Origin of the sequence: Paenibacillus sp. FSL E2-8871 (assembly GCF_038000345.1) — a bacterium.
Lineage (GTDB): Bacteria > Bacillota > Bacilli > Paenibacillales > Paenibacillaceae > Paenibacillus_AQ.
This window is the reverse complement of the sequence record NZ_JBBOBV010000001.1, coordinates 382,388-394,661: the sequence shown is the minus strand read 5'-3', so window position 1 is coordinate 394,661 and position 12,274 is coordinate 382,388. Positions and strand designations below refer to the sequence as shown.

At 39.9% G+C, this 12,274-nt stretch carries 19 protein-coding genes and 1 tRNA gene; 7 read left to right on the top strand and 13 right to left on the bottom strand.

Going from position 1 to position 12,274, the window contains the following annotated elements; translation table 11 throughout:
• Positions 1–13: 13 nt before the first annotated feature.
• The 4 genes from NYE25_RS01830 to NYE25_RS01815 all read right to left on the bottom strand — a co-directional run bounded on the left by NYE25_RS01830 (position 14) and on the right by NYE25_RS01815 (position 2,282).
• Positions 14–253, bottom strand: coding sequence for a DUF3892 domain-containing protein (locus tag NYE25_RS01830; protein WP_042187294.1), 240 nt, complete (start codon positions 251–253; stop codon positions 14–16).
• An 85-nt stretch (positions 254–338) separates the two neighbouring features.
• Entirely contained in the window at positions 339–782 is a 444-nt protein-coding gene (locus tag NYE25_RS01825; RefSeq protein WP_042187292.1) for a GNAT family N-acetyltransferase, read from the bottom strand.
• 106 nt (positions 783–888) lie between these two features.
• Positions 889–1,101, bottom strand: coding sequence for a hypothetical protein (locus NYE25_RS01820; RefSeq protein ID WP_076282950.1), 213 nt, complete (start codon positions 1,099–1,101; stop codon positions 889–891).
• Between the two features lie 104 nt (positions 1,102–1,205).
• The gene (locus NYE25_RS01815) at positions 1,206–2,282 is read right to left on the bottom strand and encodes a site-2 protease family protein (RefSeq protein WP_076282951.1); all 1,077 of its coding nucleotides are present in this window, start codon (positions 2,280–2,282) and stop codon (positions 1,206–1,208) included.
• Positions 2,283–2,606: 324 nt separating this feature from the next.
• Between NYE25_RS01815 and NYE25_RS01810 the strand changes: the two genes are divergently transcribed.
• Positions 2,607–2,909: a hypothetical protein gene (locus tag NYE25_RS01810; protein ID WP_042187286.1), complete on the top strand. Its 303-nt coding sequence runs from the start codon at positions 2,607–2,609 to the stop codon at positions 2,907–2,909.
• A 131-nt stretch (positions 2,910–3,040) separates the two neighbouring features.
• Positions 3,041–3,112: transfer RNA gene (locus NYE25_RS01805), tRNA-Val, on the top strand.
• Positions 3,113–3,561: 449 nt separating this feature from the next.
• On the opposite strand, the gene NYE25_RS01800 is transcribed toward NYE25_RS01805, so the two are convergent.
• On the bottom strand, positions 3,562–3,714 hold the full coding sequence (locus tag NYE25_RS01800) for a hypothetical protein (protein WP_341144978.1): 153 nt from the start codon (positions 3,712–3,714) through the stop codon (positions 3,562–3,564).
• A 362-nt stretch (positions 3,715–4,076) separates the two neighbouring features.
• Here NYE25_RS01800 and NYE25_RS01795 point away from each other — a divergent pair, with 362 nt between their 5' ends.
• Positions 4,077–4,217: a hypothetical protein gene (locus NYE25_RS01795; protein WP_156113100.1), complete on the top strand. Its 141-nt coding sequence runs from the start codon at positions 4,077–4,079 to the stop codon at positions 4,215–4,217.
• Between the two features lie 93 nt (positions 4,218–4,310).
• On the opposite strand, the gene NYE25_RS01790 is transcribed toward NYE25_RS01795, so the two are convergent.
• On the bottom strand, positions 4,311–4,550 hold the full coding sequence (locus NYE25_RS01790) for a hypothetical protein (RefSeq protein WP_341144977.1): 240 nt from the start codon (positions 4,548–4,550) through the stop codon (positions 4,311–4,313).
• A gap of 327 nt (positions 4,551–4,877) precedes the next feature.
• On the opposite strand from NYE25_RS01790, the gene NYE25_RS01785 reads away from it, so the two are divergent.
• A complete protein-coding gene (locus NYE25_RS01785) occupies positions 4,878–5,837 on the top strand; it encodes a hypothetical protein (protein ID WP_341060529.1) in 960 nt (319 codons plus the stop codon).
• A gap of 67 nt (positions 5,838–5,904) precedes the next feature.
• On the opposite strand, the gene NYE25_RS01780 is transcribed toward NYE25_RS01785, so the two are convergent.
• The 4 genes from NYE25_RS01780 to NYE25_RS01765 form a co-directional block, all read right to left on the bottom strand.
• On the bottom strand, positions 5,905–6,171 hold the full coding sequence (locus NYE25_RS01780) for a hypothetical protein (RefSeq protein WP_341060528.1): 267 nt from the start codon (positions 6,169–6,171) through the stop codon (positions 5,905–5,907).
• Positions 6,172–6,175: 4 nt separating this feature from the next.
• The gene (locus NYE25_RS01775) at positions 6,176–6,586 is read right to left on the bottom strand and encodes a hypothetical protein (RefSeq protein ID WP_341144976.1); all 411 of its coding nucleotides are present in this window, start codon (positions 6,584–6,586) and stop codon (positions 6,176–6,178) included.
• A gap of 77 nt (positions 6,587–6,663) precedes the next feature.
• The gene (locus NYE25_RS01770) at positions 6,664–6,939 is read right to left on the bottom strand and encodes a hypothetical protein (protein ID WP_341060524.1); all 276 of its coding nucleotides are present in this window, start codon (positions 6,937–6,939) and stop codon (positions 6,664–6,666) included.
• Positions 6,940–6,961: 22 nt separating this feature from the next.
• Positions 6,962–7,426 carry an NUDIX domain-containing protein gene (locus NYE25_RS01765; protein WP_341144975.1) on the bottom strand — a complete coding sequence of 155 codons (465 nt, stop codon included), beginning with the start codon at positions 7,424–7,426 and terminating at the stop codon, positions 6,962–6,964.
• 292 nt (positions 7,427–7,718) lie between these two features.
• On the opposite strand from NYE25_RS01765, the gene NYE25_RS01760 reads away from it, so the two are divergent.
• A complete protein-coding gene (locus tag NYE25_RS01760; protein ID WP_076299475.1) occupies positions 7,719–7,967 on the top strand; it encodes a hypothetical protein in 249 nt (82 codons plus the stop codon).
• A 79-nt stretch (positions 7,968–8,046) separates the two neighbouring features.
• Positions 8,047–8,454, top strand: coding sequence for a DUF1796 family putative cysteine peptidase (locus tag NYE25_RS01755; protein ID WP_341144974.1), 408 nt, complete (start codon positions 8,047–8,049; stop codon positions 8,452–8,454).
• Here NYE25_RS01755 and NYE25_RS01750 read toward each other — a convergent pair.
• Both NYE25_RS01750 and NYE25_RS01745 read right to left on the bottom strand, forming a co-directional pair.
• The gene (locus NYE25_RS01750) at positions 8,420–8,734 is read right to left on the bottom strand and encodes a hypothetical protein (RefSeq protein WP_341144973.1); all 315 of its coding nucleotides are present in this window, start codon (positions 8,732–8,734) and stop codon (positions 8,420–8,422) included. The genes NYE25_RS01755 and NYE25_RS01750 overlap by 35 nt on opposite strands.
• Before the next feature lie 267 nt (positions 8,735–9,001).
• Positions 9,002–9,898: an SDR family oxidoreductase gene (locus NYE25_RS01745; protein WP_341144972.1), complete on the bottom strand. Its 897-nt coding sequence runs from the start codon at positions 9,896–9,898 to the stop codon at positions 9,002–9,004.
• 551 nt (positions 9,899–10,449) lie between these two features.
• Here NYE25_RS01745 and NYE25_RS01740 point away from each other — a divergent pair.
• The gene (locus NYE25_RS01740) at positions 10,450–10,641 is read left to right on the top strand and encodes a DUF6199 family natural product biosynthesis protein (RefSeq protein ID WP_341144971.1); all 192 of its coding nucleotides are present in this window, start codon (positions 10,450–10,452) and stop codon (positions 10,639–10,641) included.
• A 1-nt stretch (position 10,642) separates the two neighbouring features.
• Here NYE25_RS01740 and NYE25_RS01735 read toward each other — a convergent pair whose 3' ends face one another.
• Positions 10,643–12,238, bottom strand: coding sequence for a helix-turn-helix domain-containing protein (locus NYE25_RS01735; RefSeq protein WP_341144970.1), 1,596 nt, complete (start codon positions 12,236–12,238; stop codon positions 10,643–10,645).
• Between the last annotated feature and the right edge of the window lie 36 nt (positions 12,239–12,274).

Genomic DNA, 12,274 nt, shown 5'->3' with positions numbered 1-12,274 from the left:
TTTGCCTTTAGAACTATGAGAAACTCGGAAGATTATCCAAATTGTTGGTTGGATCCCCATCCGCGTCGCCGCGAATATAAGTTCCTCCGTCTTTACCTTTAAAAGCATTCACTCCGGCAATATTTCCGGCCTGTACTTCTTGAAGCGCTTGATCATACGCCAGGACACGTCCTGTAGAGGTCTGGAAACTGGTTAAATCTCCGTCTCCATTTTTCTGTACAGCTACGAAACTTTCGCGTTCGTTATTTGGCACTTCAGCTCGCCCCTTGCACTTGGATTTGCCATCATATGGCACATCCTAGCTTGCTTCATGGAACGGTAAATTATGTGCACTATTTTTAAAGAGTTTTCTGCATCCGTACATGTAGAATACCTGCGTCATAAAAAGGTTCCGTAGAAATCACTTCATATCCTAGCTTCTTGTAGAAATTCTCAGCTTGGCACTGTGCATCAAGAATCGAAGCTTCCAGTCCAAGCTCCCGAGCAAGCTCTTCCATAGCTAGCAACAGAACACGTCCGTATCCTTTGACTCGATAATCTTTCAGTACGGCGATACGCTGCATTTTGGCTGTACCTGCTTTGTAATAAATCAATCTTCCTGTAGCCACAGGTACACCTTCATCTATAATTAGAATATGGTGCGCATTCGGACCGATAACATCGTATTCATCAATTTCTTCCTCAGCCGGTACCATTTGTTCCTCTACAAATACTTTAGTACGAATATCCAGCCCCATCTGAAGCTGTTCCTCTGTAGTTACCCGTAAGATTTCTGCCGCCATGTTAGTCCCAAACTCCTCTCTCTATGTTCCAACGATAGTTGTCTATTATATAAAAATTCGACTAGAAAGAAAAGCCTGAGCATGAGAAATCGTCTTCTACGCTGCTCTAATCTGCAGAATATACTTCTTCAGGAATCGAACGATTGTATGTGTCTTGCATCACTGGTGACAATGGAGGGTACTGACCTTTTGGCTTTCCATCTAGATTAGTCATTTCTTTGATTTCCATGACTTTTGTTGGCTTCGCCTCGGAACATCCTCCCAAAACCATCAGTAACAGCAGACAAACGCCGACTTCCCATTTCAAAAATTTAGGCATGGTTTTACTCCTTTCACCGTTCAACTGCGGTTATTCTCATTACAGCTTTGACGGTTCATGAGTTTTATAAACCATTGGATCACTTCATTGCCCGATTCTAACTCTTATAGATTCACATTCCCAACGGCATGGACCATGTACATCATTCCTGCCAGAAAGCCAGCTAATACAAAATAAGCGATACCGTATTTCCAGCGTGAGCTAGCCGGCACATCGTAATACTTATCGTTCTCGTAGACCGAATAGCTGATATCACAATTCATCTTTAGATGAAGCCCATTCTCTAAGGTCACAGGCTCTAGCTGCGAGATACGTACCTTTTCAATGATGCATTGCTGTGGAAGCGTAGCTCTACCAATGTAGTTCAGTTGATCCCATCTCACCCCTACATACTGCTGTCTTTCCAAATCACTGTAAGTAGTAAAAGGTAAATCTCTTCTATGCTCTGGTCCTGGAATCATGTAGCCTGCATCTCTAAGTGGCTCTACTGGAATTAAGAAACCCTTCGTTACAGAATAAAGGCGATTGTTAGTGCGTCTCTTGACATATTTGTTATACAAATCGTAAGCAAATAACGCCCAAATAATAAAGAACAAGATCGAACGCATATAGATGATGATGGCTAAACCACCCACGAGCCCCACAAGCCACAGCCAGCGCGTCACCGCGGTTGCAATACGGCCACCGTCAAGCGGGTGAATCGGCAGCAGATTGATCAGATTAAGTAAAAAACCTATATAAGCCAAGGAATAGAGAAGTGGACTATCCATGTAATAAGCCGCTCCAAAAACGGCTGTAGCCCCAATAGTTCCTAAGATCGGACCTCCAAAAGCAATATAAGCTTCCGTCTGGGCATCCAGCGGCTGTTTTTTCATTGTAATTAAAGCTCCCAAAAACGGTATAAACAGTGGAGCGCTGACTGGAAGCCCGATCCGTTTCGCTGCTATTACATGTCCTAATTCATGGACTAGCAAGAGCAGGACAAAGCCCACGGCAAACCCCCACGGGTAAATCAAAGCATAAGCCCATATTGAAATCATCATTGATATTAACGGCCCGGCAATTTTACCTATTTTCAGAAGAGACAAAATCGCCTTTCCTTTAAACAGGAGCATCGCCGCCCCGCCCCCCAACCATTTCCATGGCGTGGAAGAATTCTTTTTCTGCTCATTTTGCGGCAAGATCTCAAGCTCCTTTTTCTTTCAATTTTTATCTAACTGCTGTACATTACCCTCCATTTTATCATAAGCGCTTAAGGAGTATTTCCATAAAAAAGCACTCGGCTAAGTATACGACGCAACTTTTAGAATCGTTTCAACATCAAACAAACAGATAATGGATAATTTTCACTATTATTCAAGGAAAGACAGTAATTCCGCTTCAATCCCCCCCACCTCACACAAAATAACCCGAATTTTATGGTTACCCTATAGGCTAACGCCGTGAACGTTATAGGCTACGAACCATAGACTGTTATCAGGGTTATTCAATTGAGGAGGTTATTTATGGATACAAATGCAAATTTACATCAACAGGTCAGTTGGAATTGTATGAACAAATACGTTGGTATTACAACGACTGACGGTCAGTCCTTTGATGGCTTTATTGCCCATGTAGATCAAAACTATGTTACTCTTGCGGTTCCTAGCAACGAAATGGTAGAACGTTTAAACGGAATGCCTACACACGAATCGGCGTATAGACAATTTGGTTTCCGGCCTGGCTTTTTCCCAAGACGTCGCTTCTTTCCACGACGCATTCCTTTTTTCGGTATAAGCGATATATTTCTACTTCCGTTCTTTATCTGACGTAGCTCATGGGGATGGAGCGGCATCCCCTTTTCTTATTATTTTAAAGACTATGTAAACTATCATCCCTATAGATTGTAAAAAAAGAATTGCCATCCTACTCTATCGTATGGTATTATGAAATTCGTCGCAGGACGGTAGCTCAGCGGGAGAGCACTATCTTGACAGGGTAGGGGTCATGGGTTCGAACCCCATCCGTCCTATATCGAAAAGCCTTGAATTTCAAGGCTTTTTTTGTTTTCTATTCACTTATCATTCTATTAAAAACCCCTGTGATACGAATTTGATACGAATCGCGATTACTTTTCGTATCAGTTCATGTGATCCTCTGGGAAAATATCATCGCTTCTACCCTCCAACCAATTCCTAAATTCCGCTTTACTGATATATAATTCCCTTCCCACTTTTGCAACATGAAATACGTGGAAGCCTGTTTACAATCCTTTCAATTCTATCGTTGTCCATGCCATCTTCACGCTCATGGAATCTGAGCCAAAAGAGAAAGAAGCCGCTACTGAAAGCAGCAGCAATATTCCTAGGAGTAAAAACAGACCGAAATACGATTTCCCTCTTAAATTAGGGATAACAGCTGTTTTATCATCTAGCTTTCTATTTTTTTCATACGTTGACACTAGCTTCTCAACTACAAAATCTAGCTGCTTATCAAAAGATTAGATATCGGAATAATACGAAAAATCAATATATAGCCTTGCAGCTTGTCCCCAGGCTCCATCACAGCATGTCGAATATCCAGCACTTTAACGGCTGCATAATTCCATGCGGCAATATGATCTTCCAACTTCATCTTGCATTTCACTCCGATCCGTTACACAATCTATTTAAGTTAATTACATCTTAAACATTGATAATGATTATCAATTAGTATTAGGCAGCTCTTCTATTTTGTCAATCGCAGTTTAGTATCGTGCTTGCTGATAGCGTCGCATGAACTTCGAAAAGTCAAAAATAACATCGCCATGGATCTAAACGTTACTTGAACTAAACAGGAACAATCTCTCAACATTGCATCTCCTATAATTTAGCATTAATATAAAATAATGAGACTTACTGAAATCGTCAATGAGTATCGTTTTGAGGATTATTGCATTTTCGCAAACTCACTAAGGAGTAGGAGTGTTTTTTATATGTTATAGGGGAAAACGAATATTGGGACCAATGACTGAAGCTGATGCTCTACGTGAATGGTTTACTCTTTCCGGTACAGTGAAGGACATTTATATTATTGAGGTTGATGAGAACAATAAAGTAAGGCGCCAGATCGGACCCACAAAGAAGAAAAAGAAATAAGCATTACCTGCAGCAACCTACTATAACTTGATTGAAAAAGCGATAAAACGTAAAAAATCCCCACCGACCTTTATAGGTTGATGGGGTATTTTATTAAAATGGAAATTTAGTAAGCGAGAATACTAAGAGTACCATCCCAACAATCGAAGATAGAGCAGCCATTTTATCTTTAGTTTTATAATAGGTAGCTCCTCCATTAAAAATCAGAGCTCCACACATCCCCATCATTGTCCAAGACATAATCACTTGATCCTGACCGCGGAAAAATAGTATTGCCAGAATGATTGTTGCTGCACTAAATAGAATACCGAACAGCCTTAGTGCTTTCAGCAAAAAATCCCCTCCCGAAATATAATGGGCTAATGAATTTGCAGCTTACTCGATATTACAAGAAAAAATGTAGCCAATGGGCCACAAAGCAAAGAAATTAAAAACCAGTTTAATCCACTCCTATTTTTACCTTGTGCTAACCCAGCATTTATTAATGCTAATGTACCCCATCCAACAAAATACCCGTTATCCATCACGCACACGACCTTTCAACATCATTTTATAGGAATACGAATATCCAATATAATGGTTTCATCATTACATAGATTACTATTCCTATATCTGGTAGAATTAATTAGTATTTACTATCAGATTTAGGGGGATATGAGATTGAAAATAAAGGCTTTTTTATGTATCGTTGCAACTATTGTGCTTCTTACAGGATGTGGTAGTTCCAAAACAAATTCAGAGGAAAAGAATACAACATCTACAGAAGTTACTCAGTCTGAAGCAACAGCTGACTCTTCAAAAACAGCTGCTGCAACACCAGTGCCAGAGAAGAAACTTTCAGAATCCGAGAAATTAGCTCTCGATTATGTGGAAATTTTCCTGAATGGTTCAGATATCGAAACGAAAAAGAAGTTCGTATCCGAAAATATACTTCCTGATGTACAACCAATTTTTCAAATGGCTGAATCTACCGAGACACCTGAGAATAACAAACTTAAGAACGCTTCAGTAATAGAATCAGCTGATTATACTGACAAAGATGGTGGAAAAGACAAAATCGTCCTAATTCAAGGTGAAAAGTCGTCCTCCAATAGTGAACTTATAATTTTTATTAAGGATGATAAAATTGGTTGGGGATATTCGTCTAATGATAAGAATAAAGAACCCTTTAACGAAATGAGAAAATTCTTCAAAGAGCCTGTAAAAAACACATCTGATTCAGGTACAACTGAACAGTCTCCTGAAGCGACACTTAAAGAAATTAGTAATTTTGTCATTTCAGATATTTGGAATGTTGGATTTGTTGATATCAGTTGGTATGCAAGTTCAGGTACTAGCTCTACAGGTGAAGCCATAGATATAGATTTTACAATTGAACAATTAGGAAAAGCGATGAGTAAAAAATTAGAATACGATAATTACATCAACAACCTGGATGCAAAATACGATTCAATTAAAAACATCTGGTCTAAACTCTCTGGTGAGATTGATCGTATGTACAAGCAAATCCAAGATACTCCTCCTATAGCAAATGATGCTACCACTAAATTAGATACAGGAATATTCAATCAGTACCAGGATGCTTTTAGTGATGAGGTAGATAAATTATCCAATTCTTAGATTAAAATAAATCCCTGCCAACCCCTCAGGTTGCAGGGATTTGTTATACTTGCTGAGATTTCAACAACTACTTTATTCTTGTGGCAATAAGCTGGATCGTTTCATCAGAGTCTTTTACAAGACATTTCAAAGTAATGCCCAGGGCAAGTGAAAATAAAGAGATCATAAAACAAATGACTGTAATCATTGCTCCTCTTAAGTCATTTGTGAAATTATAACGCAAGATTTCTGAGAAGCTGCTAGTAGAAAAGAAAATTATAGTCAAAATAAAAAACAATCCAAAAACACAAAATAAAATGTTTGATATTTTATTAACTCTTTCAAAATAGCTCATATATTCAACTCCTCTGATCAAGATAATAATCCACCAAGACATAAATGGAACCGGCAATACCAAAAAGGATAATGGCTATACTACTATTCAAATGATATTCCTGTATAAAGCGTTCATCGTATGCCTTGTAAAAGAAAACATATCCCCCGATACCACTCAGAAGCAATATCATTATGCGGCTAATCAAAGGATTTGCAATCATTCGAACAACCCAAGAGAAAGGAAAAATTATAATTGGGTAAAGAACGGCTGAAAAAAGAAATGCTAAGAAAATAAAAACAAATCCTATATTTTGAAACCCGTAATATTCAGTCGTACTGATCTTATTTCCTTCCAAGAGCTCTAATCCAAAAGAGGCCAACGTGAACAGAATCGTCGAAACAAACCATAACATGATATGCTTAACTACACGCAAAGTAATCCCACCAATTTTATGCTTTATATATCAGCCATTTTATTCATAAGTTCTATTGTTAAATCTGCTTCCAATAATCATTTAGCACTTGGTTCTATTGAAGTTAAAAAAGGTTTTTGCCCTATTCTACTATTATAGGAAACAAAGTACTCCTCATTTATATTAATCAACTTAAATATTCCTTTTGGGATTGTGACTGTAGTTTGATCACCGCTCATATTTTGTACTACTATTTCTCTTTTATTTACTGACACTACATTAACAACAGCTGCAGTACTTGCCATCAAAAGGTACCATATTATAAATAAAAAAATGATCAAAGGAAGAAATGAGAAGATTTTACGATTATTCATATCTATCACCTCAGAGTAAGGATCATCTAATGCCATTGCCGAACAATTCTTGTATGTATTTTCCCGACATATATTCTCTAAATTCTTTATCTAATAAGTATATTTCATCTTGTTTTATCCACTGGTAGTTAAAAACAGTTCCACAGTCCTCTCCTTCACCCTCTCCAGTGAATCTCCACTTTTCAGGTAATCTTGTTTCTGGAATCAGAAGGTAGTCATGTCTTTCAACATTTGCATCTATATAATCTTTATAATAATATTGTGTTCCTATTTTCTTTACTAATTTAAATTGTTTAAGTCCACTTTCTTCTTGAATTTCCCTGAATAAGGCTTCTTCTTCTGTTTCCCCAGCATCTACATTACCACCTACTAATCTAAAGGGTACTTCTGGTTCATTAAGATAAACTAATAAGGTCTTTTCTCCAACTTCATTGTCTTGCAAAATAAATCCGTATACCTTCTTTCTAATCGGTTTCCCTATCTTCATCGTGTCCCCCTTATTTAGCTTCTTATAAACGAAAATAAAAAAGTATTTGATCATTGATCAAATACTTGCTCAGTCGTACGGTGTTATGAATATATGCTCCCTTGTGGTCATCTACGTTCACGCCATTCGAACATCCATAAATTTACTTTATTGTATTCTGAAAACCTAAATTAAACAAGTGTAACTCTTTAATACTCACCGCTAATCAAAATAGCACTCCGCTTCTGTTTAGCACATTACAATCTATTGTGCATTTTATATAGAGAAGCTTAATAGAAAGGGGTGGATCAGAATGGCAACTCGTCAACCTGATTTGGTATTGATCACTTGGAGCAGAAATCCTTTGGTTCGTGGCTCTGCACGTAGGATTATTTCTGTCCGCATCATTGGAAATGCTGAGCCTTGCCGACCTAGCTTAAGACCCAATGGGCTACTCGACACTGCCTTAGCTTGTTTATTAGATAATGACATTGGTTTTAAAGTTGTGTTTCGTAAAAAAACTTCAAGGATTAGCGGCTATTTGCTGTTACAACGCCATTAATATTTTCAGAGGGCAGCTAAGTTGCTGCTCTTTTTTAACGTTGAATAGAACCTGAATCTGATCGAAATTAGGTGAGTCCATGAACTTACAAGATGTAAAGACGAGCTATGATTTAATCGTAAGCTTAGGTATGTCTTGTGCTCCTGCTATAAATATGCAAAGAAATAACTTGAGAACATTCTCCATGCCTCTCGACTGGATGATTTCTTATTCATTAACTGATGTAAACAGACTTTATAAAAATAGATTTCATAATTTCATGGAGTTAACAAATCTGCAAATGCTCGAAGAGACACATTTTTTTCTAGAGGATGGAGTGCCCGCTTATCCTAATGGAAACAAGAATGCGTTAGTGAAATCGTATTTTATTCAGGATACCTTTTATAACATTATCTCTGTACATGATTTTCCTATCACCTTGGGTAAACATAAAAAGACCCTCTCATGGGTCATTAATGTTGACGGCTTCGGTCGATCAAATGATTAATCATTTCTTGCGCAGCAAAAACATATGGATTCAGATATAACCTACTGATACCTACAAATATAGCAATAGGGTTACTGACTCCAAAATCGCTTTGGCTCCAACGTGATTTTGGATTTGTAAGTCCAGGCTCTACAAGATCATACTTTTCCATCAGCCTTTCCTTTGTTCCACTATCCATTACAGCTCCGTTTCCTTTATCCGCAAAGACTGCTCCTGATGAAAAACACGCCATGATCAGAACAAATGAAATGATGAGTATTGCTAGTTTCTTTTTACGCATAATACAGCTCCTAATTCTTTCTATGGTCTACACAAACTCTAAACCTTGTACCAACTCAAATATTTCTCGGGTAATCGCAGGAAATCTATGTATTCGACAATCTTGATCAGTTCTAGATCATATTCTATAAAAATAATGGGATAAAAAGTATTAAATTCTATAATACACCTTTCTCCATATAAAAACAAAAGCACCCCACAGCTATAATTAGTAGGGTACTTTTGAATAATTCTACATATTTACAATACCAACATCCCACTAAATATTCTATGGGGTTGGAGTTCCGCCATTGGCATTTAGCGTTTCGCCACTAATATAGCTCGATTCCTGGCTAGCAAGAAATACATAAGCCGGAGCCATCTCTGCAGGCTGTCCCGGACGACCTAGTGGTGTGCTCGCACCGAACTCCTTCAGCACTTCCTCTGGTTGCCCACCCACCACCTGAAGAGGTGTCCATACGGGACCTGGCGCCACTACATTGACTCGAACCCCCTTATCAGCTACTTGCTGAGCGAGAGATTTACTGAATGTATTGATCGCAGCCTTGGTCGTCGCGTAGTCCAACAGGATGGGCGAAGGGTTATAGGCTTGAATGGAAGAAGTGTTGATGATGGTGCTACCCGGTTGCATATGTTTCACTGCCGCTTTACACAGCCAGAACATAGCATATACGTTCGTTTTAAAGGTATCGTCAAAATGCTTCGTAGTAAGATCAGCAATATCGGGGACGAATTGCTGTTTGCCCGCTACATTGGCTAAAATATCAATCCCACCCAGCTGCTTGACCGCAGTATCGACGAGCTGTTCACAGTACTCCTCGTCCTTAAGATCACCTGGGATGGCGATTGCGGTTCGTCCTGCTTCCTGCACCAGCTTGAGAACCTGCTTTGCATCCTCTTCTTCCTCCGGCATATAGGATAAGACAACATCTGCGCCTTCACGAGCAAAAGCAATCGCAACAGCTCGGCCTATCCCGCTGTCTGCCCCTGTAACAATCGCTTTTCGTCCAGTCAGACGTCCGGTGCCTTGATAGGTATCTTCACCTGTATCAGGCACGGGATTCATCTTCTTCTGAAGCCCCGGCTCTTGTTGCTGCTGTTGAAATTCAGGTCCTGCCTTGGTGTACTGAGTGGTAGGATCTTGCATCGTATATTGGTTAGACATCGATCAATTCCTCCTTTATTTTTAGAAAACCATTTTTTATTTAACGAACTCTTTGTTATGTAAACACAACAGTACACCGCTAAACATACCTCATCGATAGCATAGTCCTGAATATTTCCACAAAAAATACCCCAACTACCTGTTAAGGTGGCTAGGGTATCTCATACTTTATGTATCATTAATCATTTAATGGCCTTAAATTTCCTCTGACCTCTCTGGAACCGACTCATAACGAGTACGTATTTCACGATTTTTAGCGTAGATGTATAAATCTAAAGCCACTATTCCTCTACGTGCCAATTTTACTAGCAGGACGAAGAAGTAGATTCCCAAGCCAATTGATATCAACCAAATTAAAAAGAACAAAACACACACTCCCCCTCCGAAAAAAAGACCTGTGTGTTCCATACGATTTATCCGCTCCTTAAGCAATTTTCATTTTTTATCAGTCTATATTGCGTAAGCTTAAATAAATATATGGAAACTCACACATGAATCGGGACACCCTCCATACAGTTTCGCGTATACATTACATAAAGGAGTGATAAATCATGGTTTTTTTTATTTTCCTCTTTGTTCTGTTAGCGCTACTTAACATCTTTTTCCCACGATTCGGATGGTACATGAGATACGGATGGATGGTCAAAGGTGACGTTGAGCCAAGTGAGGCTTATTTATTAATGACCCGCGTCAGCAGTATAGTGGCACTTATTGTCCTCTTTTTTATCTGGTCTAGTTTCTGACTTATCCTAACGCTCTTAATACATCCTCAATCTTACGCTGATGCGACAATACGCCGTAATTCATCCAGGCCATGAAATCCACCTCATATACGCTGCCGTTACGTACAGCAGGCAAGTTGCGCCAGAGTTGTGTATCCAGCAGTTCCCGTCCTCCCCCTTCAAGCTGATCAAAGGTAATAAACAAATGATCCGCAGTCAGATTGGCAAGCTCTTCTTTTGTCAGGTTCACCCGATTCTTTCCACGGGTCAACTTCCGAACCAAGCTATGGGGTTGCAAGCCCAAATCATGATGAAGCACGCTTCCTGTATACCCCAAATCCTCACATCCATAGAGAGTGATTCCGTAGACTGAGATTCTTAAACAAGCTATGGTCTGACTATAGACGGAACGGGTAAGCAGCTGCTTGGCTTGCTGTGCCTGATGCTCATAATTGTCGATCACTTCCTGGACACGTTCCGTTCTGCCAAAGACGGCTGCTGCGGAATACAATGTGGCACGCCAATCCTCTTGATGAACAGGCAGCTTGAACAACGGAGCGATCCGGCTGCACTCCTCCAGATGCCAACGATGAAAGCCATTATCCAGCAAGATCAATTCGGGCGTATACCGGGAGAGCTCCTGCCAATTACGAGTCGAAATATCTACCTCAGGCACATTGTGGAGAGCCAAGTACTCTTGTTTCCCCCACTCGGCGTGACAATATTGCGCCACAGGCGTAATATCCAGAGCCAATAGATAATCTTCCAAAAAAGGAGCAAACACCCTCAACCCATCCTGATGGAAGCTTCTGTATTGGCCTGGAGTAACACCCACCGATCTTTTAAAACGCCGATTAAAATAATACTCATTACTATATCCGACGGATACCGCGATATCATGCATACGGTCATTCGTCAGCAGTAGCTGCTGCTGCGCTCTTTCGATACGAAGCCCGTTCAAATGCTCCAAGGGAACCCTCCCTGTCACCTCTTTAAATGTTTGTGTGTAACGCGCACGTGTAATACCTGCTACTTCAGCCAACTGATCGACGGTTACGGCTTGGTTATAATGCTCCACCATGTAGTGAATGGAACGCTGTATTGCCTCATGATCACCCGTGACCTGAACGAAAGAGGAATTTGCACGCATGATTAGCAGCAGCAGCTCCTGAAAGCGCGTATGGCCTGCGAACCATTCGATCTCATCTGTGCTTCTACGGCTATTGTAGATAGCCTCTAGCAGTAATTTACATTGTGAAAAGGGTCTACAGCTTAACAAACCAGATCGAAGGATGTCCTCTTTAGTCCTTCCTTCTATTTCACTCTGCCTGTTTTCCCCGGTTTCGATGATTTCAAAAGTAAGCCGATAAAAGCTAAGCCCCCGCTCCTCGGCATTGATTTTGCTTAATAACCCTGGTTCGAACAAGAACCCAGTACCTTTTTCCAGTGGAAACTGCCTCAACTCAGCCTCAACATACCCCTGTCCTTCCGATACAATGAGTAGTGTATGATCCTGAAACACCTCACACTGTCCGCTTCCTGACAGGGATAGGGTTTCTATATTTATCAAGCTATAGAATAGCTTCCTTCTATTGCTGTCTTGCAAATCTTTTGCCATTCTCCCGCCCCCAATTGAGAACCATTTTCATTCACT